General features: G+C 72.2%; 24 protein-coding genes and 1 tRNA gene. 12 read left to right on the top strand and 13 right to left on the bottom strand.

Annotation, left to right across the window (positions count from 1 at the left end):
* Window positions 1-50: 50 nt before the first annotated feature.
* Window positions 51-857: a nuclease-related domain-containing protein gene (locus ACIGO6_RS18785; RefSeq protein ID WP_399877290.1), complete on the top strand. Its 807-nt coding sequence runs from the start codon at window positions 51-53 to the stop codon at window positions 855-857.
* 16 nt (window positions 858-873) lie between these two features.
* Here ACIGO6_RS18785 and ligD read toward each other — a convergent pair whose 3' ends face one another.
* Window positions 874-1755, bottom strand: coding sequence for a non-homologous end-joining DNA ligase (gene ligD, locus ACIGO6_RS18780; RefSeq protein ID WP_399877288.1), 882 nt, complete (start codon window positions 1753-1755; stop codon window positions 874-876).
* A 77-nt stretch (window positions 1756-1832) separates the two neighbouring features.
* On the opposite strand from ligD, the gene ACIGO6_RS18775 reads away from it, so the two are divergent.
* Window positions 1833-2975 (top strand): Ku protein, encoded by a 1143-nt coding sequence (locus ACIGO6_RS18775; protein WP_399877285.1) that lies wholly within the window; start codon window positions 1833-1835, stop codon window positions 2973-2975.
* Between the two features lie 18 nt (window positions 2976-2993).
* Here the strand turns inward: ACIGO6_RS18775 and ACIGO6_RS18770 are convergent, their stop codons facing one another.
* From ACIGO6_RS18770 to ACIGO6_RS18725, 10 genes are all read right to left on the bottom strand, one after another.
* On the bottom strand, window positions 2994-3470 hold the full coding sequence (locus ACIGO6_RS18770; RefSeq protein WP_399877282.1) for a hypothetical protein: 477 nt from the start codon (window positions 3468-3470) through the stop codon (window positions 2994-2996).
* 192 nt (window positions 3471-3662) lie between these two features.
* Window positions 3663-4409 (bottom strand): DUF4142 domain-containing protein, encoded by a 747-nt coding sequence (locus ACIGO6_RS18765; RefSeq protein ID WP_399878172.1) that lies wholly within the window; start codon window positions 4407-4409, stop codon window positions 3663-3665.
* A gap of 102 nt (window positions 4410-4511) precedes the next feature.
* Complete coding sequence (locus ACIGO6_RS18760) at window positions 4512-5444, bottom strand: DUF3152 domain-containing protein (protein WP_399877280.1); 933 nt, start codon at window positions 5442-5444, stop codon at window positions 4512-4514.
* Window positions 5445-5649: 205 nt separating this feature from the next.
* A complete protein-coding gene (locus tag ACIGO6_RS18755; protein ID WP_399877277.1) occupies window positions 5650-5985 on the bottom strand; it encodes a TcmI family type II polyketide cyclase in 336 nt (111 codons plus the stop codon).
* A gap of 22 nt (window positions 5986-6007) precedes the next feature.
* Entirely contained in the window at window positions 6008-6496 is a 489-nt protein-coding gene (locus tag ACIGO6_RS18750) for an SRPBCC family protein (protein ID WP_399877275.1), read from the bottom strand.
* 1 nt (window position 6497) lies between these two features.
* A complete protein-coding gene (locus ACIGO6_RS18745; RefSeq protein WP_399877273.1) occupies window positions 6498-6767 on the bottom strand; it encodes an acyl carrier protein in 270 nt (89 codons plus the stop codon).
* Between the two features lie 104 nt (window positions 6768-6871).
* On the bottom strand, window positions 6872-8149 hold the full coding sequence (locus tag ACIGO6_RS18740) for a ketosynthase chain-length factor (protein ID WP_399877272.1): 1278 nt from the start codon (window positions 8147-8149) through the stop codon (window positions 6872-6874).
* On the bottom strand, window positions 8146-9417 hold the full coding sequence (locus ACIGO6_RS18735; protein WP_399877270.1) for a beta-ketoacyl-[acyl-carrier-protein] synthase family protein: 1272 nt from the start codon (window positions 9415-9417) through the stop codon (window positions 8146-8148). The genes ACIGO6_RS18740 and ACIGO6_RS18735 overlap by 4 nt, the downstream gene beginning before the upstream one ends.
* Window positions 9414-9875, bottom strand: coding sequence for a cupin domain-containing protein (locus tag ACIGO6_RS18730; RefSeq protein WP_399877269.1), 462 nt, complete (start codon window positions 9873-9875; stop codon window positions 9414-9416). The genes ACIGO6_RS18735 and ACIGO6_RS18730 overlap by 4 nt, the downstream gene beginning before the upstream one ends.
* A 213-nt stretch (window positions 9876-10088) precedes the next feature.
* The gene (locus ACIGO6_RS18725) at window positions 10089-11348 is read right to left on the bottom strand and encodes a SchA/CurD-like domain-containing protein (protein WP_399877267.1); all 1260 of its coding nucleotides are present in this window, start codon (window positions 11346-11348) and stop codon (window positions 10089-10091) included.
* 268 nt (window positions 11349-11616) lie between these two features.
* On the opposite strand from ACIGO6_RS18725, the gene ACIGO6_RS18720 reads away from it, so the two are divergent.
* Together ACIGO6_RS18720 and ACIGO6_RS18715 are read left to right on the top strand one after the other, a co-directional pair.
* Window positions 11617-13485, top strand: coding sequence for an FAD-dependent oxidoreductase (locus ACIGO6_RS18720; protein ID WP_399877265.1), 1869 nt, complete (start codon window positions 11617-11619; stop codon window positions 13483-13485).
* Between the two features lie 111 nt (window positions 13486-13596).
* The gene (locus tag ACIGO6_RS18715) at window positions 13597-14439 is read left to right on the top strand and encodes a patatin-like phospholipase family protein (RefSeq protein ID WP_399877263.1); all 843 of its coding nucleotides are present in this window, start codon (window positions 13597-13599) and stop codon (window positions 14437-14439) included.
* A 41-nt stretch (window positions 14440-14480) separates the two neighbouring features.
* Here ACIGO6_RS18715 and ACIGO6_RS18710 read toward each other — a convergent pair whose 3' ends face one another.
* The gene (locus ACIGO6_RS18710; protein WP_399877261.1) at window positions 14481-14990 is read right to left on the bottom strand and encodes a YybH family protein; all 510 of its coding nucleotides are present in this window, start codon (window positions 14988-14990) and stop codon (window positions 14481-14483) included.
* Between the two features lie 18 nt (window positions 14991-15008).
* Here ACIGO6_RS18710 and ACIGO6_RS18705 point away from each other — a divergent pair, with 18 nt between their 5' ends.
* A complete protein-coding gene (locus ACIGO6_RS18705; RefSeq protein ID WP_399877258.1) occupies window positions 15009-15464 on the top strand; it encodes a winged helix-turn-helix transcriptional regulator in 456 nt (151 codons plus the stop codon).
* A gap of 17 nt (window positions 15465-15481) precedes the next feature.
* Here ACIGO6_RS18705 and ACIGO6_RS18700 read toward each other — a convergent pair.
* Window positions 15482-15553 (bottom strand) — tRNA-Arg (locus tag ACIGO6_RS18700).
* 153 nt (window positions 15554-15706) lie between these two features.
* Here ACIGO6_RS18700 and ACIGO6_RS18695 point away from each other — a divergent pair.
* The 7 genes from ACIGO6_RS18695 (at window position 15707) to rho (ending at window position 25027) form a co-directional block, all read left to right on the top strand.
* Window positions 15707-16213, top strand: coding sequence for a response regulator (locus ACIGO6_RS18695; RefSeq protein WP_399878169.1), 507 nt, complete (start codon window positions 15707-15709; stop codon window positions 16211-16213).
* A gap of 134 nt (window positions 16214-16347) precedes the next feature.
* On the top strand, window positions 16348-17394 hold the full coding sequence (gene nrtL / locus ACIGO6_RS18690; RefSeq protein WP_399877256.1) for an ArgS-related anticodon-binding protein NrtL: 1047 nt from the start codon (window positions 16348-16350) through the stop codon (window positions 17392-17394).
* A gap of 18 nt (window positions 17395-17412) precedes the next feature.
* Window positions 17413-18804, top strand: coding sequence for a diaminopimelate decarboxylase (gene lysA / locus ACIGO6_RS18685; protein WP_399877253.1), 1392 nt, complete (start codon window positions 17413-17415; stop codon window positions 18802-18804).
* Between the two features lie 165 nt (window positions 18805-18969).
* Window positions 18970-20262: a homoserine dehydrogenase gene (locus ACIGO6_RS18680; protein WP_399877251.1), complete on the top strand. Its 1293-nt coding sequence runs from the start codon at window positions 18970-18972 to the stop codon at window positions 20260-20262.
* Window positions 20263-20268: 6 nt separating this feature from the next.
* Window positions 20269-21327 carry a threonine synthase gene (gene thrC, locus ACIGO6_RS18675; RefSeq protein WP_399877249.1) on the top strand — a complete coding sequence of 353 codons (1059 nt, stop codon included), beginning with the start codon at window positions 20269-20271 and terminating at the stop codon, window positions 21325-21327.
* A 280-nt stretch (window positions 21328-21607) separates the two neighbouring features.
* On the top strand, window positions 21608-22537 hold the full coding sequence (gene thrB / locus ACIGO6_RS18670; protein ID WP_399877246.1) for a homoserine kinase: 930 nt from the start codon (window positions 21608-21610) through the stop codon (window positions 22535-22537).
* A 411-nt stretch (window positions 22538-22948) separates the two neighbouring features.
* Window positions 22949-25027, top strand: a complete 2079-nt coding sequence (rho, locus tag ACIGO6_RS18665; protein WP_399877243.1) for a transcription termination factor Rho — start codon at window positions 22949-22951, stop codon at window positions 25025-25027.
* Window positions 25028-25233: the final 206 nt, after the last annotated feature.

The following is a 25233-nucleotide window of genomic DNA, read 5'->3' as shown; positions in this document are numbered from 1 at the left end:
TTCTTGCCCCGTGGCACGCCGCCTGTTCCCATGGTCGTGGGGTGATGAGCATGGACGGACTGCGCGTCATACCGACCTGGCGGCACGGTCAGGAACGGCTGTACGTCTGCCTCCCGGACGGCGCGAGCGTCGCCTGGTACGACCGTGAGGCGGCCCGGGTCAGCCTGCTGAGCGACGACCGCGAGGGCGACGTCCTCGACGCCCTGGGGCCCTTCCTCACCCGCCCCGTCACGGTCGGCCCGCCCCCGGTCCCCACCCCCGCCGAGCTGGCCCGGCTCTCCCTGCACCCCGACGACGACCTCGCCCCCAACCGGCCCGGCGAGGCGCTCCTGGTCGACCTGGAGCGCGCTCCGGGCCCGGCGCACCGGCTGCGGCGTCCCGACCCGCGCCGCCGGGCGCTGGCGGCCGAGCAGACGGTGGGGGCGGCCCTCGACCGCCTCGACGGCGCCGGCTGGCACGCCCTGCACTCCGTCCCGCTGCCCGGCGGCGACCGCGTCCACCACCTGGTGATCGGCCCCGGCGGCCTCTTCGCCCTCCATGTGCTGCCCGCCCGCAGGCAGCGGGTGCACATCGCCGACCCCGTGGTCACGCTGGGCCGCCACGAACCGCTGCCCCTGATGCGCCGGGTCCGCGCCGACGCCGACCGGGCCTCCTACGCCCTGACGGCCGAGGTGCACCCCGTCCTCGTCCTCGTCGCCCCGGCACACGTGACCGTCGCCGCACCGCCCCGCTCGGTTCGCGTCCTCACCGACGAGGAGCTGCCGGACCTGTCCCGCCCGGGCGGGGTGCTCAAACCGGCGGACGTGGAGGCCCTGCACGCCATGGCCCGGGACCGGGCCACCTGGGCGCGCCTCTGAGAGCCGCTGCCGCCGGTCAGGGCAGCGTCCCCGCCCGCCGGCGCTCGAACAGCGGCGCCAGCAGGTCGCCGTGGTCCCGCACCCGCGGGCCGACGTCCTGCGCCCGGAAGACGAGCTCCTCCGCCCGCCGGCACCCGGCCACCTCCTCCCAGGTCACCGGCGTGGAGACGGCCGGCTCCGCGCGGGCCCGCACCGTGTACGGGGCGGCCGTGGTCTTGCGGGCGGCGTTCTGACTCCAGTCCACGAACACCTTCCCCGGCCGCAGGCTGCGCGTCATCCGGTGCACCACGAGCCGCGGCAGGGCCCGCTCCGCCTCCACGGCCAGCGCCTTCGCGTACTCCGACACCCGCTCCGACGACGCCCCCCGCACCGCGGCGAGCAGGTGCAGCCCCTTGGCCCCCGACGTCTTGGCGTACGCCTCGATCCCGTCCGCCGCCAGCCGCTCCCGCAGCCACAGGGCGACCTCGCAGCAGTGCACGACGGTCGCGGGCGGGCCGGGGTCGAGGTCGAACACCAGCCGGTCGGCCTCGCCGGGATCGTCCGCGACCCACTGGTGCGTGTGGAACTCGGTCACCAGGTTCGCCGCCCACATGAGACTCGCCAGGTCCTGCACCAGCACCATCCGGGCCGGCCCCTCCGAACGCGGCACCTCGGCCGTGGTGACCCAGTCGGGCGTACCCGGCGGCACGTTCTTGGTGAAGAACAGCTGGCCGTCCGGTCCGTCCGGATACCGCAGGAAGGACACCGGACGGTCCCGCAGATGCGGCAGCAGCACCTCGGCGGTCGTCGCGTAGTAGTGCAGCAGCTCGCCCTTGGTGAGGCCGGTCGAGGGATACAGCACCTTGTCCAGGTTGCTGAGGGCCACCCGCCGCCCCTCCACCTCAGTGATAGGCGCCATACGATGAGAATCTCACGAACACGGCTAAACACGGACGAAACGCCCGGCAGGGGCAAGCGATCGGAAAGGTGCTGCACGTGAGATCCATCTGGAACGGCGCCATCTCGTTCGGCCTGGTCAGCATCCCGATCAAGCTGGTGAACGCGACCGAGAGCCATTCCGTCTCCTTCCGGCAGATCCACACGGAGGACGGCGGCCGGATCCGCTACCGCAAGGTCTGCGAGCTGGAGGACCGCGAGGTCACCCAGGGCGAGATCGGCAAGGCGTACGAGGACGCCGACGGCTCGATGATCCCGATCACCGACGAGGACCTGTCCCACCTGCCGATCCCGACGGCGCGGACGATCGAGATCGTGGCCTTCGTGCCCGAGGAGCGCATCGACCCGCTCCAGATGGGCTCCGCGTACTACCTCGCCGCGAGCGGCGCCCCCGCCGCCAAGCCGTACACGCTGCTGCGTGAGGCGCTCAAGCGCAGCAACCGGGTCGCCATCGCGAAGTACGCGCTGCGCGGCCGTGAGCGCCTCGGCATGCTCCGGGTCGTCGGCGACGCCATCGCGATGCACGGCCTGCTCTGGCCGGACGAGGTGCGCGCCCCCGAGGGGGTGGCCCCGGACGCCGGCGTCACCGTCCGCGACCAGGAGCTGGACCTCGCGGACGCCCTGATGGACACGCTCGGCGAGATCGAGCTGGAGGACCTGCACGACGAGTACCGCGAGGCCCTGGAGGAGGTCATCGCCGCGAAGGCGTCCGGCGAGGCCCCGCCGGAGACCCCGGAACCGGCGACGCCCGGCAAGGTGCTGGACCTGATGGCCGCGCTGGAGAACAGCGTGCGGGCGGCACGGGAGTCCCGGGGCGAGGAAGGGGGCGCGGCGGGCGAGGGGGCCGAGGAGGCCGCGGTCAGGAACCTTCCGCAGCGCAAGACGTCGTCCCGCGCGACGCCCAAGCAGACCGGCGGCAAGAAGTCGACGTCGACGGCGGCGAAGAAGACGGCCGCGAAGAAGGCGACGGCTTCCACGGCATCGACGGCCTCGACCGCCTCGGCGAAGAAGTCGACGGCCAAGTCCACCGGGTCTGCCGGGTCTGCCGGATCCGCCCGGTCCGGCAAGAAGACCGCGGCCAAGAGCACCGCCAAGAAGGCGACGATGGGCAGGGAGACGGGCAGGGAGACGGCCACCAAGGGCACCGCGAAGAAGACGGCCGCGCGCAGACGCAGCGCCTGATCCGGGGAATCAGAGGATTCAGTCGAAGGTCCAGGGCGAGAACGACGCCCCGGGCACGGCGGACGGGGCGGGCACGAAGGCCGCGGGGCTCGCGGAGCCGGACGCCGTCGGGGCGAGCGAGGCCACCGAGGGCATGACGGGACTCTCCTCCAGGCGTCGCCCGATCGTGTCGGCCGGGCCGCCCGGCGTGCCGGGGCCGGTGGACAGCTGCGACCACGCGGTCAGGGCCACGGCGACCGCGGCGGCCGTACCGAGCACCCGGCCGACCCGCCGGAGCCGGGCGCGGCCGTCCAGGTCGCGCCAGGCAGGGCCGGGCCACGGCTCCTCCGGCTGCCACAGCTCGCCGACCGCGGCGAGGGGCGGTGCGGGCCGCCATCCGGGGGTCCGCTCCCGCGCGGAGGGCTCCCTGGGGGCGGAGGCGAGGATGGCGCGCTCGTCGTCCTCGAGAAACCTCCGCCACACGTCCTCGGGCACGGACGGCCCGGAAGCGGTCATGATCCCGCTGTTCCTCTCTCGTTCGGCCCGGTGCGTGCGGCCCCGTGCCGCATCACCGTGCCGATGTCACTGTCCCCCGGGGTGTTCCATGTCCCCAGCGTGTTCCTTTCCCCACCGCCAACATCATGAACGCGCGCGGGCGTCGGACCGTTCCCGCCCGCCACCGGCCGTACTCCGCCGTGACCGCGGGGGTCAGGGGGCCGCCGGTGAGGGCGTGGGGGTCGGGGAGGCCGTGTTCACGTTCAGGTCGGGCCGTGGCTTGAGCACCAGCACCCGCTCGCCGGGCTGCGGAGGGGGCGGGGTGACCTTCTCCCGCGGCAGCTTGGCCGGGCCCGTCTGCTGGAAGGTGACCTGGTCGTACTCGACCAGCCCGGTCTGCTCCAGCACCGTGATGTGGTCCAGAACGGTGTCGTTGGCCAGGTCGGCCAGCTGCCGGACCAGCGTGTTCTTGGTGGTGGCCCGGATCTTGGCGATGGCCGGGAAGATCTGACCGTGGGTCACCCGCATGATGTTGACCGCCGACGAGTCGAACTCCCTGCCGCTCTTGGACTTCACCGTCGCCACGAACCCCTCCTGCTGCGGGGAGGCCCGGTTGGGCAGCGTGATGCCCAGTTCGGGGGAGATCTCGCGGCACATCGCGTCGAGTCCGGCGTGGCCGACGACCAGATGCTCGCCGGCCGTCTTCATCGCCTTCGTCGTACCGCGCTCCATCACGATCTCGCCCAGCGGGTACTCCCACAGCCCGGCGGCCCGGACCTTGACCACGAAGTCCCGGTCGGCCTCGGTGAGCGGCCCGAACCTGGTGCCGGCGACGACCCGGTTCTGGTTGCCGTCGGCCTTGTCCAGACCGAGCACGGCCGGGAAGGCCAGCGCGGTCAGGGTCAGGGTCATCGCACCGAACAGGACGACGACTCCGATCCTGCTGCGGGACAGGCGCATGGGTGCCTCCAGGGGCGACGCGAGAGTCTCGTACGCGTGGTCGTGCGCGTACTCGTGCGGATACTCGTTCGCCAGGAGGTACGGAAACGGCGGGCGGATCACTCAGGGCACCGAGGGCCCGCCCAGGTAGTCGCCGTCCTCGTCGTAGGGCCAGGCGTTGGCGACGCACCCCTTGAGGCCCTTGATCTGCTGCATCATCGCCGGGGCGGGCAGGCCGGGGCCGGGGCAGGTCTCGTGGCCGTGGCCGATGCGGTGGCCGACCTCGTGGTTGATGATCAGCGCCCGGTACTCGCCGATCGGGCCGTCGAACTGGGGCGAGCCCAGCACCCAGCGCTTGAGGTTCACCACGACGTCCGTACCGACCGCGCAGTTCACCTCGCCCCGGGTGCGCAGGCCGTAGGCGCCGCAGATCTCGTCGACGGTGCCCGGTGTGGCGATCTTCACCACGAAGTCGTACGAGCCCGAACTGACCAGCCGGAAGGAGTTGGTCCCGTCCCTCGTCCAGCCGCGGCGGTGGGCGAGCACGTCGGAGATCTCGTCCGCGGCGGCGCTCGGCCGGATGTCGATGCCCTTCTCGACCAGGACCTTGTAACGGCGTACGCGGCTGCCGGTGCCCACGGTCGTGCCGTCGGCCTCGGCGGTGACGAAGGTACCGGGGCCGGTCGCGGGAATGGCGATGGTGGTGGGGGAGGGCGAGGAGGAAGGGGAGGGGGAGGGGGAGGCCTTCACGGACGGCGAGGCGGAGGGGCTCGGCGTCGCGGACGGCGTCCCGGCCGAGGCGTCGGGGCCGGCCGCACGCTCGGCGGCGTCGAGGGCGTCGGCCACGTCGGCGGCCTGGTCGTCCGTCACCGGCGGCCGGGTGTCCTGCCAGTACGCGACGGAAACGCCCGCCGCGAGCAGTACGGCACCGAAGGCAAGGCCGGTCAGTGCCAGGCGGGTGGTCCTGCGGCGCCGCCGTCTGCGGGCGCGGGACATCCGCCCGTCACCGTCCGAGGTGGATCTTCGGCGGGGCTGGCGGGCGGTGGATCGGCCCACGACATGCGTCCTCTCTGCTGGTGTGTACCTCCAAGATCCAAGCGGACGAACGTGCGAAAACCTCACCGTTCGTCAAGTGTGCCTTCTCACAGGCGAGTTCGACTCGGGAATGCAACCGTCCGCCACTCCCGAACGTCCGGGCACACCTCCGTCGGGGCCGCCCGGCGGATACCGGGCGGCCCCGACGCGGTGGGGGAGAGGGACGTCAGCCGGCGGCGGCCCGTTCCCATCGGTAGAAGCAACGCGCCATCGCGTCCTTGGGACCGCGCCAGGTCGCCGGGTCGTACGCCGAGACGTACGGCTCGAGCCGCTCGCTGACCTGGCGGAACTCCGGGTGCCCGGTCAGCCCGGCGATGGTGGGAGCCGGGTCCTCGTCGCTCTCGATGAGGTGCAGGTACACACCGTCACCGAACTCGAAGAGACTGCGCCGGTTGACGCCCACCAGGTGGGGCAGTTCGCCGCGGTCGGACTCCGCGAACACCTTCGCGATGTCCGGTGCCGCGCCGGGTGCCATCCGGGCGACGATCAGGGTGTGGTGCATGGGGTGGTCCCCTCCGTCAGTGTCAGTCGGCGAGCGCCGCGGCGGTCCGCCGCTCGCCCGCGGCCTGCTCGATCCGGTCCCGGATCAGCGCCATCTGGGTCCGCGAGTTGCGGTTGATGTTGTCCGTCATCCAGGCGTCGTCCACGGGCGCGTCCGGCTTCATCGCGAAGTCCTGGACCCACCGCATCCGAGTGCCCTCGGGGCCCTCGGTGCTCTCCGTGTATTCCCAGACGATGTTCATGTACTGGAAGGGCCCCGTCTCGACCCGGTGGGCGCGCACGGTGCGGGTCGTCGGGTCGGCGACCCGCTCGGAGACCCAGCTCCACACCTTGCCGTCCGCGTCCGGGTGCATGGTGAGCCGGAACGTGACGCGGTCGCCGTCGCGTTCGAGCACGTCCACGGAGGCGTACTCGCTGAACAGCCGGGGCCAGTTGTCGATGTCGTTGGTCATGTCCCAGACCAGCTCCATCGGAGCGGCGATGGTGATCTCGTTGTCGGTGTGGCCTGCCACGTCACACTCCCGTCTTCAGGGCGCCGTTGATCAGCGCGAGGAAATCCGCGGGCGTCTTGCACCGCTCGGCCTGCTCCGGCAGGCCCAGCGCGTACCGCTTCTCCAACTCGGCCACGATGCCCAGCAGGCCGAGGGAGTCCAGACCGAACGTGTCGAAACCGGCGTCGGCCTGCTGCTGAAGGGTGACCGGGTCGACGTGCACGCCGGCGGTGCGCTTCATCAGCACCGACAGCTCCTCGAGGGTCACCTGGTAGTCCAGCTGGTCGGTCATGGGGAGTCCTCCTTCACTCGGTCGGCGCTCGCCTGACGGCGCCGCTCACTCGGGGGTTGGCTTTGGTCAGGCCGATCGGGTCGGTCGGGTCGGTCGGTCATCGGTCATCCGTCCGCGGACGGGGCGCCCTGCCGCAGGACGAGCGCCGAGTTGGAACCCATGAGCCCGCGGCTGAGGACCAGCGCCGTACGCACCTGGGCGGGACGGGCCCGCCCGGCCACCACGTCCAGGTCGTGGCAGACGTCGAACACGTGCGGCGTGGGCGGGATCAGCCCGTGCTCCATGGCGAGCACCGCGGTCGCCACGTCCAGGACCGGCGCCGCGCAGTACGCCCGCCCGGTGCCGGTCTTGGGCGCGGTGACCGGCACCCGCCGGGCGTGCGGGCCGAGCGCGTCGGCGAGCGCCAGCGCCTCGGCCCGGTCCGCCTCCGGGACACCGAGGGCGTCCGCGAACACCACGTCCACGTCCTCGGGCCGGCAGCCCGCCTCGGCCAGCGCGCCCTCGATGGCACGGGCCAGCCCGGCCCGGGACCGGTCCCAGCGGCCGGGGCCGGTGAAGGTCGCCGCATGCCCGGCCACCGTCGCCCGTACGTCCGCCCCGCGGTCCCGGGCCGCCCTCTCCTCCTCCACCACGAGCACGGCACCGCCCTCGGCCGGCGTGAAGCCGCAGGCGGCGCCGGTGAACGGACGGTAGGCGCGGTCGGGCTCGGTGGCGCGGCTCAGTTCGGGATAGCCCAGCTGGCAGACGATCGAGTACGGAGCCAGCGGCGCCTCCGTCGCGCCGCAGACCACCGTGTCGGTACCGCCCCGCACGGCCAGCGCCGCGTGGGCCAGGGCGTCCAGACCGCCCGCCTCGTCGGCGGCCACCACACCGCAGGGACCCTTGAAGTCGTTGCGGATGGAGATCTGGCCGGTGCTGGCCGCGTAGAACCAGGCGATCGACTGGTACGGGCCGACGTACCGCTCCCCCTGACCCCACAGTTTCTGCAGCTCCCGCTGCCCGAACTCGCCGCCGCCCGAACTCGCGGCGGTGACGACCCCGACCGAGTACGGCGACTCGACGTCGGCACGGCCGAACCGGGCGTCCGTCAGGGCCAGATGGGCGGCGGCCAGGGCGAAGTGGGTGAACCGGTCGGTCTGGACGAGGAAACGGTCCTCGACCGTCTCGGCCGCGTCGAAGCCGCGCACCTCGCCCGCGACCCGCAGGGGCATGTGTTCGCAGCCCTCCCGGGTGACGGGCCCGAGGCTGCTGGTGCCGTCCGCGACCGCCTTCCAGAACGCCTCGGCCCCGATGCCGTGCGGCGACACCACACCGATCCCGGTGACGACCGCGCGCCTGACTGTGTCCTCATCGATGCGTCCGGTCCGTTGTGGTCCGCTCATCGCAGCCCTCCTTCGCAGCCGCTGAGGACGACCGCGGACTGGAAACCGCCGAAACCGCTGCCCACCGACAGCACGTGCCGCAGCTTCCGCTCCCGTGCCTCACGCGGCACGTAGTCCAGGTCGCACTCGGGGTCGGGGGTCGTGTAGTTGGCCGTCGGCGGCACCACCTGGTGGGCCATCGCCAGCACACACGCGGCCAGCTCGATCGAGCCGATCGCACCCAGCGAGTGGCCCACCATGGACTTGATCGAGCTCATCGGCGTCGCGTAGGCGTGCTCGCCCAGCGAGCGCTTGACGGCCGCCGTCTCGTGCCGGTCGTTCTGCTGGGTGCCGGAGCCGTGCGCGTTGACGTAGTCGATGGCGGAGCCGTCCAGTCGGGCCATGTCGAGCGCCGTGTCGATGGCCCGCGCCATCTCCAGGCCCTCCTTGGTGAGCCCGGTCATGTGGTACGCGTTGCCGAAGGTCGCGTAGCCGGAGATCTCGCAGTACACGTGCGCACCACGGGCCCGGGCGTGCTCCAGGTCCTCCAGGACGAGCACCGCGGCGCCCTCGCCCATGACGAATCCGTTGCGTTCGGCGTCGAAGGGCCGGGACGCGTGCGCGGGGTCGTCGTTGTTCGGCGAGGTCGCCTTGATGGCGTCGAAGCAGGCCATGGTGATCGGCGAGATCGGTGAGTCCGCCGCGCCCGCCAGGCACACGTCCATGCGTCCCTCGGCGACCGCGTGATAGGCGTACCCCACCGCGTCCAGGCCGGACGTGCACCCGGTGGACACCGTCTGCACGGGGCCGTGGACGCCGAACTCCTCGGCCACGGCCGACGACAGTGTCGCCGGGGTGAAGGCCCGCTCCAGGTGCGGTTCGGCCCGCCGGTCGTCGACGTCCCAGCGGGCGCCGCGCTCGCTGACCAGGACGTAGTCGTGCTCCAGCCGGGTCGTGCCGCCGACCGCCGTGCCGAGTGTGGCGCCGGCCCGCCACGGGTCCTCGCGCGCCATGTCGAGGTGCGCGTCCCGCACCGCCTCGGCGGCGGCGACGAGCGCGAACTGCACGTACCGGTCGCTGCGCTGGACCGTGGCGAGGTCCAGCCCGTGCTCGGACGGTTCGAAGTCGCACTCGGCGGCGATCTGCGAACGCAGCCCGGACGGGTCGAAGAGGGAGATGCGGCGCGTCGCCGTACGGCCTTCGGACAGCAGGCCCCAGAACTGGGGCACGCCGATCCCACCCGGGGCGACGACGCCTATGCCCGTGACGGCGACCCGACGCCGGTTCATGACACCGCCTCGGCCGCGGCGGCGGGACGTCCGTCCACCGCGTGGCTCCGGTCGGCGGTCAGGGCGTTGCCCGCCGCGTCCTCCGTGTCGACGTGGCCGAGCTCCGGACGCGGGGCCAGCGGCCCGAGGTGGAAGACGAGACGTGCCTCGACGTCACCCACGTTGCGGAACCGGTGGCGCATGTCCTGCGGGATCAGCAGACCCTGCCCGACGGAGAGCGAGTGCGGGGCACCGTTCAGGTCCACCTCGAGCGCGCCGTCGGTGACGTACACGAACTCCTCGGAGTACGGGTGGTAGTGCTCGGCGATGCGGTCGCCGGGCTGCACGATGGCCACGCCCATGAAGCCGCTGGTCGACCCGGCGGTGGTGGGCGTGAGGAGGGCGCGGAGGTCTCCGCCACGGCGGCGGTTCGGCGCGATGTCGCCGAGGGAGACGATGCGTACCTGCTGGTCTGTCATGTCGTTCACTCCGGGGGTGACGGGAGGCAAGGGGGAGGAGGGGCGGGGGAGCAGGACAGGAAGGGACAAGGGACGGGGGACGGGGACGGGGACGGGGGACCGGGGGTGGGGCGAGGCCACTCGGATGGCCGATGGCCGATGGCGGGTGGGGACACTCCGTCGTGCCCGTCGTCCCCGCCCGCGGGTCCGGACGCGCGGCCCGGACCCCGCGGTTCAGGAGCCGGTCGAGCGCCGGTCGGTCAGGGGCGTCATACGGGTCCGTGCGAGCAGCGCGGACAACGTCCGGGCGTCCCTCAGGGACCCGTCGACGCCGACGGCGGCCGTGTCCAGCAGCCGCTCGGCCACCGCGACGCCCGCGGCCCCAGTGGCCCCAGTGGCTCCGGTGGCTCCGGAGCCCTCCCGGGCGTCGGCGGACCCGTGCAGGCCCAGGACGAACCCGGGCGCGTCGCCCGGATCACCGGCCACGTCCACCAGTCGTACGACGAGGTCGTCCCGGTGGAAGACGGTGGCGGCGAGGACCGGACTGTCCACCGCGTGCGCGGCGGCCGCGTCCTGACGCGCCAGCAGCCGGGCCAGTTCCGGACCGGCGCCGGTCCGGACGGGATAGAACAGCGCGACTCTCTCCAGGCGCGCGTCCGTGGCGGCGCCGGACGTCATGTGGTGGACGGCCGGCATGGCGGCCCGGGTGAAGAACCGCCGGGCGGAGTGCGGATCGCGAAGATCCCGGTCCTGCTCCAGATACGGGTTGAGAGCCTCCTCGACGGCCCGCACCCCGGGCTGCCGGGCGACGTGGCGCAGCGCGGCCTGCAGGTCGCCCCGTACCTCGACGGCCCGCACGACCCGGTTGCCGTACAGGAAGAGCGAGGTGCGCAACAGCCGGGTGGAGTCGTTGACATGGGCATCGGGTGACGTGTAGTCGGACAGCAGCCGGGCGACCTCGTCCTCGCTGCCCGGCCGCACCGTGAAGGTCAGGGCGTGCCGGACGACGTTGCTCCCGATCCGGGGAGCGGACCGCAGCGACCGGCCGGCCGGAACGGACGGCTCCTGTTCGCCGAGGGTCTCCCGCAGGACGCTGTAGCGCAGGGAGCGGGTGTCGCGGACACAGTCCTGCAGCGGCTCGACGGTGTCCAGGTGCTCGTCGCTGTTGACCCAGGACAGGAAGGGTGCCGCGCTCTCCCACTCGCTGGTGAGGAGCCACTGGGTGGGGTTCTCCAGGGACTGGCACAGTTGGTCGCTGACGTGTCCCGGCACGGCGGCGACCCGGTCACGGATGCGCTCGTAGGCGTCCAGGAATTCCTGCTGCATTCCGTCGTGGATGTCGAGCATCAGGACGACCCGTACGCGCGATCCGTCGAACGCGGATATCGACACGCAGCCCGCGTCCGCCGCCACGGCGGCCGACGCCGCCCTGGCGTCCATGGACAGGGCATCCGCCGACACGTCATCCGTCGTTACGACGGGAGAGACCGTCATCCGGCCCACCTCTTCTCGGGGAACTTCCTCGTGGACTGGGGAGCGATCGTCACGTCGCGCGCCGTGGTCGGCGGGGCGCGGCGGTCGCGTAAGCACGATCGTGGGCCGTGCCCGCGGGGACCGCGAACCAGGCGGGTTAAGCGGGTGAAGCCTGCGCCGCCGCGGGCCTCATCGGGCCGCACGGGGCATGCATGAAGGCCCCGGCACACACCTGTCACGGGAGCCACCTGTCACGGGAGCCGCAGCACGAAGGATTGGAGCACGAGCGATGAACGAAAGAGCCGATCGATCGGAACCGGGAGTCCACCGCGTTCCCGTACTGATCGTCGGAGGTTCCCTGGTAGGCCTGTCAACCTCGGTGTTCCTGGGCCGACTTGGCGTCCGGCACACCCTGGTGGAGCGTCACGCGGGCACCTCCATCCACCCCCGCGGACGGGGCAACAACGTCCGCACGATGGAGCTCTTCCGGGTGGCCGGCACCGAGCCGGACATCCGCCGGGCAGCCGCCACGCTGGCCGAGAACCACGGCATCCTGCAGACGCCCACGCTGGTCGGCGACGCGGGGGAGTGGCTCTTCAAGCAGATCGACCCGGGCAACGGACTGGCCCGCTTCAGCCCCAGCTCATGGTGCCTGTGCAGCCAGAACGACCTGGAGCCGGAACTCCTCAACCACGCCGTGAACCTCGGCGGCGACCTGCGCTTCGGCACGGAAATGCTCTCGTTCGAGACCGACCCCGACGGTGTCACGGCGATCGTGAAGAGCCGGGACACCGGCGAGCACACCACGATCCGCGCGGACTACCTGGTGGCCGCCGACGGCCCCCGCAGCCCCGTCCGCGAGCAGCTCGGCATCGGCCAGAGCGGCCCCGGTGACCTCTTCCACAACATCAGCATCACCTTCCGCTCCCGCCGCCTCGCCGACGTCGTGGGCGACCGCCGCTTCATCGTCTGCTACCTGACCAGTGAGGACGCCGACGGCGCCCTGCTCCCCGTGGACAACGTGGAGAACTGGGTCTTCCACGCCCCCTGGCACCCCGAACACGGCGAAACCGTCGAGGACTTCACCGACGAGCGCTGCGCCGCCCACATCCGCCGGGCGATCGGCGACCCGGACCTCGACGTCGAGATCACCGGCAAGGCCCCCTGGCACGCCGCCCAGCGCGTCGCCCGCAGCTACCGCTCCGGCCGCGTCCTCCTCGCCGGCGACTCGGCCCACGAGATGTCCCCCACCGGCGCGTTCGGCTCCAACACCGGCATCCAGGACGCCCACAACCTCGCCTGGAAACTGGCGGCGGTCCTGGAGGGCTGGGCGGGCGAAGGCCTCCTGGACACCTACGACCTGGAGCGCCGCCCGGTAGCCGAGGCCACCAGCGCCCGAGCCGCCCACCGCTCGGTGGAACACAGCCACCCGGGCTTCGCCCCACCGCCGGGGCTCGGCGGCGAGGCGCCTGGGGGCGCCCCCGGGGGTGGCCCCGGTGGACCTCCCGGTGGTGCCCCTGGCGGCGCTCCTGGTGGTGCGCCGGGTGCCGGACCTGGTGCCGGCCCCGGCGGTCGCCCCGCTGGCGGCCCTGACGGCCGACCCGGTGGCGCTCCGGGCGGCAGGCCAACCGGCGCTCCCGGCGGTGGCCCAGGGGCCGGCGGCCCGCAGCGCGGCATCCTCAACGTCGCCCTCGGCTACCGCTACCCCCAGGGCGCGGTCGTCGGCGCCGACCCGGGCGTACCGGTCGTCCCGGAGAGCCTCGACCTCACCGGCGCCCCCGGCAGCAGGGCCCCCCACCTCTGGCTCCGCAGGGACGACGACGACACCACCGCCCGCATCTCCACCCTGGACCTCTATGAGGACTCCCTGGTCCTGCTCAGCGACGCGGCACAGCCGACCGGCTGGCACGAGGCGGCGACACACCTGGCCTCCGACCTGTGCGTCCCGCTGAAGTCGTACCGCGTGGGCGCGACCCCGGAGGCCGACCTGACCCCCGAGGACGACGCCACCGACTGGGCGAAGGCCCATGGAGTGACCCGCGGCGGCGCGGTCCTGATCCGCCCCGACGGCTTCGTGGCGTGGCGCTCCCCGGGCCCGGCCCCGGACCCGGAGTCGATGCTGCGCCAGGTGGTGAGGACGGTCCTGGCACTCGCATGAAGTGACCGCCGCCAGGCCCGCACCCAAACGTGGACCACTCCCCACTTAGCTGCTAGCGTCGCACTCGGCAGCAAACCGGGGAGTGGTCCCCATTACAGGGGAGGGGTGGACGTGCCGGACAAGGCGCTGGTACTGGGCGGGGGCGGCCTGACCGCCTACGGCTGGCAGGTCGGCGTACTCGCCGGACTGGCCGACGCCGGAGTGGACCTCGGCGACGCCGACGTCCTCGCCGGCACGTCGGCCGGCTCACTGCTGGCACTGGACCTGGCCAAGGGCTCGGCCCCGGCCGACCTGTACGCGGAGCAGATCAACCGCACCAGGGCCATGCTGGAGGTCGACTTCCCCCTCGCCATGACGGTCAGGTACCTGTGGGCCGCGCTGGGATCACGCGACCCGAAGACGGTGGTCAAGCGCCTCGGCCGCCTCGCACTCTCCGTACGGGACGTCCCGGAGACCGCGGTCCTGGAAGCCATAGGTCCCCACATCCCCGTCCAGGACTGGCCGGAAAGGACGACCGTACGACTCTTCGCAGTCGACGCCCTCACCGGCGAACCGACCGCCTTCAGCGCCACCGACGGCGTCGACCTGCTGCACGCCATGTCGGCCACGTGCGCACTGCCACCCCTCTTTCCGCCGGTCACCATAGGCGGGGGCCGCTGGATGGACGGCGGCGTACGCTCCACGACCAACGCCGACCTGGTCGACGACTGCGCACGGGTCGTCGTACTGGCCCCGATCCCCAAGGGCGCGGGAGCGAGCCCGAGCGCGGAGAGCCAGGTACGGTCCCTCACCTCGCGCGGCATCCGCGCCACCCTCCTGACCCCCGACCGGGCAGCCCGCCGCGCCTTCGGCCGCAACCCCCTGGACGCCACCCGCATCCCGGCCGCGACCCGGGAGGGCCTGCGCCAGGGCAGGGCCCAGGCCCCCCGAATCCGAACGACCTGGCACGGCTGACGACCCCGGACCGCACCCACTCGCCGCCTGCCGGCGTCCGTTCAGGAGAGGCGGTCCGCATCGGGCTGAAGGTCGCCTCCGTCAAGAACATCGAGGTCTTCGCGCCCACGATCGACCGGCACTTCGCTGTGCGCGGGTCCGAAAGGGTTGTCGATGACGTACCGCCAACGGCCGTCCGGTCCCCGTCGGACGACGTCGGTGGCAGTGCCCTCGACGTGCACAGGCCGTCCCTCCGGGTCGGTCCCGTCGATGACCCAGTCGACTATCAGCAGCGCCAGATCTCCGTTGCGATACACGTGCCGAGGACGGACCGAGATGGGAACTCCGAGCCTCTGCAGGCGACCGTTGGCGGCGCGCAGTTCCGGACCGGTCGCCGGTGCTCCCGGCTGCGGGACCAGCACGGCCGCGTCCTCGTAGACCTGCGCCAACGCGTCGGGGTCACCGCTGTTGAACCGCTCGGCGAACACCGCGGGCACCTCTTCGGGCCGATCGGCCAAGGTTCGCATGATCGACAGACGTCCTTCCGGGCCGGGAGAATCGAAGTGCCCCACACGTTAGGAGGCGATCTCGTGACTCACCGAACGGTTGGTCACCCGGCAGGGCTCCCCGACGACCCGCGCGCGAACGTCACCGCACCCACCCCCGAGTGCCCGGTGGAGATCACACTGGCGGCACTGCACGGCCGCTGGACGACGCTGGTGGTTCGCGAACTGCTGCGTGACGATCGCTCCTACAGCGAGCTGCGAGCGGCCCTGCCCATGTTGTCGGACAAGGTGCTGTCCGACCGGCTGGCCCAGCTGGTCGAGGCCGGAGTCGTCGAGCGGGACCGCCGACCGGGCTGGCCACCGCGAGTGCGCTACGCGCTCACCCCGAGTGGCCACCGCCTCGGCCCTGTCCTCCAAGCCCTGTGGGACTGGGGAGCGGAGGCGTCAGCACGAGACGGCGAGGTTGGGAGTACGGGCGGCACGCACCTGCACATACGCGAAGACCCCGGCATCAGCGTTTCCGCTGGTGACGGGGTCTAGGGCACACTTACACAGGGTGCCCCCGGCAGGATTCGAACCTGCGCACACGGCTCCGGAGGCCGTTGCTCTATCCCCTGAGCTACGGGGGCGTGTCGGTCGCGGTGGGTGTTGCTCGCGGCGACGGGTAGAACACTACCAGCTTGCCCGGGGTGGTCATGAACGGGTTTTCGCGGGCCGTGCCGCGCCTGCCCCGGCGCCGTGGCGTCACGCGCGGTGGCCTTCCTCCCCCGCGCGGGGTGGAAGTGGGGAAAACCCGGACGCGGTGGCCGGTCTCCACCTACTCTCGAGTGGTGCCTAGGGCGTCTGGCCGGGTTCTTGTTGTGGACGACAACAAGGTCATCCGGCAGTTGATCAGGGTCAATCTCGAGCTGGAGGGCTTCGAGGTCGTGACCGCGGCCGACGGTGCCGAGTGTCTGGAAGTCGTCCATCAGGTGCGGCCCGACGCTGTCACCCTCGACGTGGTCATGCCTCGGCTGGACGGGGTGAAGACCGCTGCCCGACTGCGTGCCGATCCGCGTACGCGGGATCTTCCCATCGCCATGGTCAGTGCCTGTACGCCGTACGAGGTCGACGCCGGGTTCGAAGCAGGGGCCGACGCCTTCCTGGGCAAGCCCTTCGAGCCCGCGGAACTGGTCGCGCTGGTGCGGCAGTTGGTGGAGCGGAAGGATGTGGGGGATAGGGGCGTGGGGTCGTGTCGGGGGGTGTTCGGGGGCAGGGCCGGGGAGCGGGAGTCGCCCGCTCAGGCCTAGTCGGCCGGGTGATCGGACCGTGATCCTGCTGGGTCGGTGAGCGGTCACCGGCCGAACAGGGTTTGCGTCCACATCCCGGGATGAGCCTCAAACCTGTTCGCCTACCCACCCCCCTCCTCCCCTACGCTTGACCCGTGACCCCCGTAGAGCTCTCTCGCACCGTGCTGCACGCGGTGCGTCGCGCTGTCGACGCGGGTGAGCTCGGTGTGAGCGTTCCTGCGCGGGCCGTGGTCACCCCGCCGGGGCCCGGGGGGTGCGGTGACTACGCCACCAACATCGCCCTCCAGCTCGCCAAGCCGGCCGGGCAGCCGCCCCGTCGCGTGGCCGAGGTGCTGCGGCCCTATCTCGTCGCCGTCGACGGGATCTCCGACGTCGTCCTCACCGGGCCCGGATTCATCAACATCAGCCTCCAGAGCGCCGCTCCCGCCGCCCTCGTCGAGGAGATTCTTCGCCGCGGTCCCCGGTACGGGTACGCGGAGGGGCCCGACGGGCGGATCGTGCAGCTGCACTGTCCGCATGACCTGCGTGCGGTCGTCGTCGCGGAGGCCGCCGCGCGGATCCTGCGCTCCCAGGGCGCCCTCGTGCGTACCAGCGCCGAGGGCTTCGACCCGGAGTGGGCCGCCGTCCTCGGCGTACGCGTCGACGTGGTCGGGCCGGCGCCCGCGGAGCTGCCCGTCACCATCCGGCCCGTCCCCGCCCCCGGCGATCCCGACCCCCTCCGGCTCGGTCGTGACGCCGCCCGCTGGGCCCTGCTCCACCCCGCGCCCCACGACCGGCCCCGCACCGGCGACGAGCACCTCGTCCAGCGGGAGAGCAACCCCCTCTTCCGCGTGCGGTACGCCCACGCCCGCACCCGCGCCCTCTCGCGCAACGCCACCGACCTCGGCTTCGTCGCCGAACCCGGGCCCGTGACCGGTACGGCGCAGGACCTCCTCGCCGCCCTCGGCGACCACCCCCGCGTCCTCGCCGCCGCCGCGGCGCACCGCGCCCCCGACCGACTCGCCCGGCACCTCGTCACCGTCGCCGATGCCGCGCTGCCCCTCCTGCCCACCGTGCTGCCGCGCGGCGCGGAGAAACCCTCGGCCGCCCACCGCGCCCGGCTGGCCCTCGCCGAAGCCGTCGGGGCGGTGCTGGCCGGCGGCCTGACCCTCCTCGGCATCGACGCACCCGACCATCTCTGAGAGAGCGCAGAAGACGCCATGAGCCGTTCCGCCCACCCCGCCGGGCCCCGTCACGCCGATGTTCTCCCCGAGGGGCACTACGCCGCTCCTCCCGCGGACCTCAACGCCCTCGACCCCAAGGTCTGGGCGCAGACCGTCGACCGGAACGCGGACGGCGTCGTCACCGTCGGCCAGATCCCCGTCACGCAGCTCGCCGAGGAGTACGGCACCCCCGCCTACGTCCTCGACGAGGCCGACTTCCGGGCCCGGGCGCGGGCCTGGCGTACCGCATTCGGCGCGGACGCCGACGTCTTCTACGCGGGCAAGGCCTTCCTGTCGCGCGCCGTCGTGCGGTGGCTGGACGAGGAGGGGCTGAACCTGGACGTGTGCTCGGGCGGTGAGCTCGCCACCGCGCTCTCCGCCGGGATGCCCGCCGACCGGATCGCCTTCCACGGCAACAACAAGTCGCCGCAGGAGATCGAGCGCGCCGTGCGCGCCGGGGTCGGGCGGATCGTGCTCGACTCCTTCCAGGAGATCGTCCGCGTCGCCCACATCGCCCAGTCCCTCGGCAAGCGGCAGCGCGTGCAGATCCGTATCACCGTCGGGGTCGAGGCCCACACGCACGAATTCATCGCCACGGCGCACGAGGACCAGAAGTTCGGGATCCCGCTCGCCGGCGGGCAGGCGGCGGAAGCCGTGCGGCGGGCGCTGCAGCTGGACGGGCTCGAGCTCATCGGGATCCACTCCCACATCGGGTCGCAGATCTTCGACATGTCGGGGTTCGAGGTCGCCGCGCACCGGGTCGTCGGGCTGCTGAAGGACATCCGGGACGAGCACGGGGTCGAGCTGCCCGAGATCGACCTGGGCGGCGGGCTCGGGATCGCGTACACCAGCGACGACGACCCCCGTGAGCCGCACGAGATCGCCAAGGCGCTCACCGAGATCGTCACGCGGGAGTGCGAGAGCGCGAAGCTGCGTACGCCTCGTATCTCCGTCGAGCCGGGGCGCGCCATCGTCGGGCCCACCGCCTTCACGCTCTACGAGGTCGGCACCGTCAAGCCCCTCGACGGGCTGCGTACCTACGTCTCCGTCGACGGCGGCATGTCGGACAACATCCGCACCGCGCTCTACGACGCCGAGTACAGCGTCGTCCTCGTCTCCCGGACCTCCGACGCCGAGTCCATGCTCGTGCGGGTGGTCGGCAAGCACTGCGAGAGTGGTGACATCGTGGTGAAGGACGCCTTCCTGCCGGGCGACCTGGCGCCCGGTGACCTCATCGCCGTACCCGCCACCGGGGCGTACTGCCGGTCCATGGCCAGCAACTACAACCACGTGCTGCGCCCGCCCGTCGTCGCCGTGCGGGACGGGGAGGCGCGGGTCATCGTCCGGCGCGAGACCGAGGACGACCTGCTGCGCCTCGACGTCGGATGAACCCCGGCGGGCGACGAGCCCGGGCCGGCAGCCGGGCGGAAGATCTTTCGTCTTCCGCCCCTGCGAAAATGAAATAAAGGTCTCACCATCCGGACGAAAGGCAGAAAATCCCGTCCGGTGCGTGAGACTGGTCGAACCGTAGACGGTATGAGGAAACGAGGTCGGATGATGCGTACGCGTCCGCTGAAGGTGGCGCTGCTGGGCTGTGGAGTGGTCGGCTCAGAGGTGGCGCGCATCATGACGACGCACGCCGACGACCTCGCCGCCCGGATCGGGGCACCGGTGGAGCTCGCCGGTGTCGCCGTGCGACGGCCCGACAAGGTACGGGAAGGGATCGACCCCGCCCTCGTCACCACCGACGCCACCGCCCTGGTCAAACGCGGGGACCTCGACGTCGTCGTCGAGGTCATCGGCGGGATCGAGCCCGCCCGCACCCTCATCACCACCGCCTTCGAGCACGGTGCGTCCGTCGTGTCCGCGAACAAGGCGCTCCTCGCCCAGGACGGCGCCGCGCTGCACGCCGCGGCGGACGCGAACGGCAAGGACCTCTACTACGAGGCCGCCGTCGCCGGTGCCATCCCGCTGATCCGGCCGCTGCGCGAGTCCCTCGCCGGCGACAAGGTCAACCGGGTGCTCGGCATCGTCAACGGGACGACGAACTTCATCCTCGACGCCATGGACACGACTGGCGCCGGCTATCAGGAAGCGCTCGACGAGGCCACCGCCCTCGGGTACGCCGAGGCCGACCCGACCGCCGACGTCGAAGGCTTCGACGCCGCCGCCAAGGCCGCCATCCTCGCCGGGATCGCCTTCCACACGCGCGTGCGCCTCGACGACGTCTACCGCGAGGGCATGACCGAGGTCACCGCCGCCGACTTCGCCTCCGCCAAGGAGATGGGCTGCACCATCAAGCTGCTCGCCATCTGCGAGCGGGCGGCCGACGGCGGCTCCGTCACCGCGCGAGTGCACCCCGCGATGATCCCGCTCAGCCATCCGCTGGCGAACGTGCGCGGCGCCTACAACGCCGTGTTCGTCGAGTCCGACGCCGCCGGACAGCTCATGTTCTACGGGCCCGGCGCCGGCGGCTCCCCGACCGCGTCCGCCGTGCTCGGCGACCTCGTCGCCGTCTGCCGCAACCGGATCGGCGGCGCGACCGGACCCGGCGAGTCCGCGTACGCAGCGCTGCCCGTCTCGCCGATGGGCGACGTCGTCACGCGCTACCACATCAGCCTCGACGTGGCCGACAAACCGGGCGTGCTCGCCCAGGTCGCGACCGTGTTCGCGGAGCACGGTGTCTCCATCGACACCGTGCGGCAGTCCGGCAAGGACGGCGAGGCCTCCCTCGTCGTCGTCACCCACCGTGCGTCCGACGCCGCCCTCGGCGGTACGGTCGAGGCGCTGCGCAAGCTCGACACCGTGCGGGGTGTCGCCAGCATCATGCGGGTTGAAGGAGAGTAACCAGCAATGACCCACCAGTGGCGCGGAATCATCGAGGAGTACCGGGACCGGCTGCCCGTCTCCGACAGCACGCCCGTCGTGACGCTCCGTGAGGGCGGCACGCCGCTCGTGCCCGCGCAGGTGCTCTCCGAGCGCACGGGCTGCGAGGTCCACCTCAAGGTGGAGGGTGCGAACCCGACCGGGTCCTTCAAGGACCGCGGTATGACCATGGCCATCAGCAAGGCCAAGGAGGAGGGTGCGCAGGCCGTCATCTGCGCGTCCACCGGCAACACCTCGGCCTCCGCCGCCGCGTACGGCGTGCGTGCCGGGATGGTGTCCGCCGTCCTCGTGCCGCAGGGCAAGATCGCGCTCGGCAAGATGGGCCAGGCCCTCGTGCACGGCGCGAAGATCCTCCAGGTCGACGGCAACTTCGACGACTGCCTCACGCTCGCGCGTGCGCTGAGCGACAACTACCCCGTGGCGCTGGTCAATTCGGTCAACCCGGTGCGTATAGAAGGGCAGAAGACGGCCGCCTTCGAGATCGTGGACATGCTCGGCGACGCCCCCGACGTCCACGTCCTGCCGGTCGGCAACGCGGGCAACATCACCGCGTACTGGAAGGGGTACAAGGAGTACGCCGCCGACGGTGTCAGCACGAAGAGGCCGCGCATGTGGGGGTTCCAGGCCTCCGGCAGCGCCCCGATCGTGCGCGGCGAGGTCGTCAAGGACCCGTCGACCATCGCCACCGCCATCCGCATCGGCAACCCCGCCTCGTGGGACTTCGCGCTCGCCGCGCGGGACGAGTCGGGCGGCGCCATCGACGAGGTGACGGACCGTGAGATCCTGCGCGCCTACCGGCTGTTGGCCTCCCAGGAGGGCGTCTTCGTCGAGCCCGCCTCCGCCGCGTCGGTGGCCGGTCTGCTGAAGGCGGCCGAGCAGGGCAAGGTCGACCCGGGCCAGCGCATCGTGTGCACCGTCACCGGCAACGGTCTGAAGGACCCGGACTGGGCCGTCGCCGGAGCGCCGCAGCCGGTCACCGTCCCGGTCGACGCGGCGACGGCGGCCGAGCGGCTCGGCCTGGTCTGAGTCCGCGCCACTCCCACCGGCGTACGAGGGCGTAAGCGACGCCCGGCCGGGAAAGTCATTCATGGGGGGTGCACAGGGGGCTTACGACACGCATCGTGCGCCTCCTGTGCGCCCTATGTCGCCACTGAACCTTCCTTCGATAGGCTGTACGCGAACCCGCCTGCCGCATATGCCGCCAGCCGCGCCGGCAGCGGCGGCCACCGAGGGTTCCGTACGTCATCGAATGTCATTCGACAAGCCACTTCGACCACTCACGCAGCTCAAGGAGAGTCATCAAGCGATGGCCGGTCCAGCGTTCCGCGCCGCCGCCGTCAGGGTGCGCGTCCCCGCCACCAGCGCCAACCTCGGCCCGGGCTTCGACGCCCTCGGCCTCGCGCTGGGCTTGTACGACGACGTGGTCGTCCGGGTGGCCGACTCCGGGCTGCACATCGACATCGCGGGGGAGGGCAGCGACACGCTGCCCCGCGACGAGAAGCACCTGCTCGTCCGCTCCCTGCGCACCGCCTTCGACCTCCTCGGCGGACAGCCGCGCGGCCTGGAGATCGTCTGCGCCAACCGCATCCCGCACGGCCGCGGCCTCGGCTCCTCCTCCGCCGCCATCTGCGCCGGCATCGTCGCCGCGCGCGCGGTGACCATAGGCGGCGAGGCCCGCCTCGACGACGCCGCGCTGCTCGACCTCGCCACCGAGATCGAGGGCCACCCCGACAATGTGGCGGCCTGTCTGCTGGGCGGTTTCACCCTGTCCTGGATGGAGGCCGGCGCCGCCCGGGCGATCAGGATGGACCCTGCCGATTCCATCGTTCCGGTGGTTTTCGTGCCCGGAAAGCCGGTACTGACGGAGACCGCCCGCGGCCTCCTCCCGCGCACCGTGCCGCACGTCGACGCCGCCGCCAACGCCGGCCGGGCCGCGCTGCTCGTCGAGGCCCTGACCAGGCGCCCCGAGCTGCTGCTGCCGGCCACCGAGGACCGTCTGCACCAGGAGTACCGCGCCCCGGCCATGCCGGAGAGCGCGACGCTGGTGGAGCGGCTGCGCGCCGACGGCATCCCCGCGGTGATCTCCGGCGCGGGACCCACGGTGATGGCACTGGCCGACGCCGACACGGCCGACAAGGTCGAGGCGCTGGCCGGAACGGACTGGGCGGCCAACCGGCTGAGCCTGGACCAGCAGGGCGCGAGCGTGCTGCCTCTGGCCACCTCCGGCGACATTTAGACGCGGGCGGTTGCCGGATTTCGAGAGGGGGAATGTTTGTTGGATCCGGTAGTGTTAATCTCAAGTCTGCACCCGACCCCACCATGGCGAGGTGCCTCGTGTCCCCGTCCGGGACAGACATTCTTCCGGGAGCTCCCCAAGCCGCATTGTGTGGTGGACGTCGTACGTGATCAGTACGGCCGACACGGACACTGAGCGGCCCGCCGGGCACGCTTCGGAACCGGTGCGACCAGGCCGCATGACACAGACACTGGGTGCCACGGCCAGGGGAAGCGCCATCACCAGATATCTCTTCCGCCGTTCAGGCGGACCACCGCCCCGGCACGGTTCACACAGCAAGGACCGAAGCCGGACAGCACAACCGGTCGCCGAGCCAGACAGGCCGACGTCCGCTCCAGGGAAGGACCCTTCGTGAGCGACACCACCGATCTGATGGGCGCACGTGTCGAGGAGACCGCTGCCGCGCCCGCCACGGACGCCTCCGCGCCTGCCACCGGTGCCGGCTCCCGGCGGCGCCGCGGTACCGGCCTCGAGGGCATGGTGCTGGCCGAGCTGCAGCAGGTCGCATCCGGCCTCGGCATCAGGGGCACCGCGCGTATGCGCAAGAGCCAGCTGATCGAGGTCATCAAGGAGGCGCAGGCCGCGGGGGGCGCCCCGGCCAAGGCCGCGGACGCCGCCGGCGAGACCAAGCCGAAGCGCCGCAGCACCTCCCGGGCCCGTACGGGCGACGAGGCCCCCGCCGAGAAGGCGGTGAAGGCCGAGAAGGCCGAGAAGGCCGAGAAGAAGACCGGCAAGGCAGCCGCCGACAAGGCCGCCGCCCAGCAGCAGATCGAGATCCCCGGCCAGCCGTCCCCCAAGGTCTCCCCCTCGGCCGACCAGGCCGGTGCCGGTGACGACGCTCCCTCCGAGCGCCGTCGTCGCCGCGCCACCGCCGACGCGGGCAGCCCGTCCGGCGCCGCCGAGACGGTGGCCGTCGAGACCCGTAGCGAGCCGAAGGCCGAGCCGTCGGCCCAGCAGCAGACGCAGGGCCAGCAGCAGGGCCAGGGCGACGCCCGCTCCGACGGCGAGGGCGGCGAGGGCCGCCGCCGCGACCGCCGTGACCGCGGCGACCGCGACCGTGACCGGGGCGACCGCGGCGACCGCGGACGCGACCGTCGGGGCAAGGGCGACGACCAGCAGCAGGGCGGCGGACAGCAGCGTCGGCAGCAGGGCGGCGGCCAGGACCGTCAGCAGCAGCAGCAGGACGACGACGACTTCGAGGGCGGCCGCCGTGGCCGTCGCGGCCGCTACCGGGACCGCCGGGGCCGTCGCGGGCGCGACGAGATCCAGGAGCCGCAGATCAACGAGGACGACGTCCTCATCCCGGTCGCCGGCATCCTCGACATCCTCGACAACTACGCGTTCATCCGGACCTCCGGCTACCTGCCCGGCCCGAACGACGTGTACGTCTCCCTCGCCCAGGTCCGCAAGAACGGCCTGCGCAAGGGCGACCACCTCACCGGTGCCGTGCGCCAGCCCAAGGAGGGCGAGCGCCGCGAGAAGTTCAACGCGCTGGTCCGCCTGGACTCGGTCAACGGCATGGCGCCCGAACACGGCCGCGGCCGCCCGGAGTTCAACAAGCTCACCCCGCTGTACCCGCAGGACCGCCTCCGCCTGGAGACGGACCCGGGCGTCCTCACCACCCGCATCATCGACCTGGTCGCGCCCATCGGTAAGGGCCAGCGCGGTCTGATCGTGGCCCCGCCGAAGACCGGCAAGACCATGATCATGCAGGCGATCGCCAACGCGATCACGCACAACAACCCCGAGTGCCACCTGATGGTCGTCCTGGTCGACGAGCGTCCGGAAGAGGTCACCGACATGCAGCGGTCGGTCAAGGGCGAGGTCATCTCCTCGACCTTCGACCGCCCGGCCGAGGACCACACCACGGTCGCCGAGCTCGCCATCGAGCGCGCCAAGCGCCTGGTGGAGCTGGGTCACGACGTCGTCGTGCTGCTCGACTCGATCACCCGTCTGGGCCGTGCGTACAACCTCGCCGCCCCGGCCTCCGGCCGCATCCTGTCCGGTGGTGTCGACTCGACCGCCCTCTACCCGCCGAAGCGCTTCTTCGGCGCGGCCCGCAACATCGAGGACGGCGGCTCGCTGACCATCCTCGCCACCGCCCTGGTGGACACCGGGTCCCGCATGGACGAGGTCATCTTCGAGGAGTTCAAGGGCACCGGCAACGCCGAGCTCAAGCTCGACCGGAAGCTCGCCGACAAGCGCATCTTCCCGGCGGTGGACGTCGACGCGTCCGGCACCCGCAAGGAAGAGATCCTGCTCGGCAGCGACGAGCTCGCCATCACCTGGAAGCTGCGCCGCGTGCTGCACGCCCTCGACCAGCAGCAGGCGATCGAGCTGCTCCTCGACAAGATGAAGCAGACCAAGTCGAACGCCGAGTTCCTGATGCAGATCCAGAAGACGACCCCGACGCCCGGCAACGGCGACTGAGGTCTTCGCACCACCCGGGGCCGCCCCCGTCACACCGGTGACGGGGGCGGCCCTGTTTCGTTCGCCGTGTACCGCGGCACCGGCCAGGCCCGGTACCGCGATCTTCGCCACAACCGCGAAGATCGGCGGCGGGTACGGCGGCCACGCCACCTTCGGCCGAAAGCCCAGGTGACCGCGGATCTCGCGGTCACCCGCGCAACTCTCCG

Source organism: Streptomyces sp. NPDC053750 (genome assembly GCF_044544295.1).
GTDB lineage: Bacteria > Actinomycetota > Actinomycetes > Streptomycetales > Streptomycetaceae > Streptomyces.
This window is presented reverse-complemented; position numbering and strand designations above follow the sequence as displayed.

What these genes read in the sequence shown, in the direction of transcription:
- ACIGO6_RS18785 (WP_399877290.1), top strand. Translation starts at nt 51, where the DNA reads ATGGACGGACTGCGCGTCATACCGACCTGGCGGCACGGTCAGGAACGG.
- ligD (WP_399877288.1), bottom strand. Translation starts at nt 1,755, where the DNA reads ATGGCGCCTATCACTGAGGTGGAGGGGCGGCGGGTGGCCCTCAGCAAC.
- ACIGO6_RS18770 (WP_399877282.1), bottom strand. Translation starts at nt 3,470, where the DNA reads ATGACCGCTTCCGGGCCGTCCGTGCCCGAGGACGTGTGGCGGAGGTTT.
- ACIGO6_RS18765 (WP_399878172.1), bottom strand. Translation starts at nt 4,409, where the DNA reads ATGCGCCTGTCCCGCAGCAGGATCGGAGTCGTCGTCCTGTTCGGTGCG.
- ACIGO6_RS18755 (WP_399877277.1), bottom strand. Translation starts at nt 5,985, where the DNA reads ATGCACCACACCCTGATCGTCGCCCGGATGGCACCCGGCGCGGCACCG.
- ACIGO6_RS18745 (WP_399877273.1), bottom strand. Translation starts at nt 6,767, where the DNA reads ATGACCGACCAGCTGGACTACCAGGTGACCCTCGAGGAGCTGTCGGTG.
- ACIGO6_RS18740 (WP_399877272.1), bottom strand. Translation starts at nt 8,149, where the DNA reads ATGAGCGGACCACAACGGACCGGACGCATCGATGAGGACACAGTCAGG.
- ACIGO6_RS18735 (WP_399877270.1), bottom strand. Translation starts at nt 9,417, where the DNA reads ATGAACCGGCGTCGGGTCGCCGTCACGGGCATAGGCGTCGTCGCCCCG.
- ACIGO6_RS18730 (WP_399877269.1), bottom strand. Translation starts at nt 9,875, where the DNA reads ATGACAGACCAGCAGGTACGCATCGTCTCCCTCGGCGACATCGCGCCG.
- ACIGO6_RS18725 (WP_399877267.1), bottom strand. Translation starts at nt 11,348, where the DNA reads ATGACGGTCTCTCCCGTCGTAACGACGGATGACGTGTCGGCGGATGCC.
- ACIGO6_RS18720 (WP_399877265.1), top strand. Translation starts at nt 11,617, where the DNA reads ATGAACGAAAGAGCCGATCGATCGGAACCGGGAGTCCACCGCGTTCCC.
- lysA (WP_399877253.1), top strand. Translation starts at nt 17,413, where the DNA reads ATGAGCCGTTCCGCCCACCCCGCCGGGCCCCGTCACGCCGATGTTCTC.
- ACIGO6_RS18680 (WP_399877251.1), top strand. Translation starts at nt 18,970, where the DNA reads ATGATGCGTACGCGTCCGCTGAAGGTGGCGCTGCTGGGCTGTGGAGTG.
- thrC (WP_399877249.1), top strand. Translation starts at nt 20,269, where the DNA reads ATGACCCACCAGTGGCGCGGAATCATCGAGGAGTACCGGGACCGGCTG.
- thrB (WP_399877246.1), top strand. Translation starts at nt 21,608, where the DNA reads ATGGCCGGTCCAGCGTTCCGCGCCGCCGCCGTCAGGGTGCGCGTCCCC.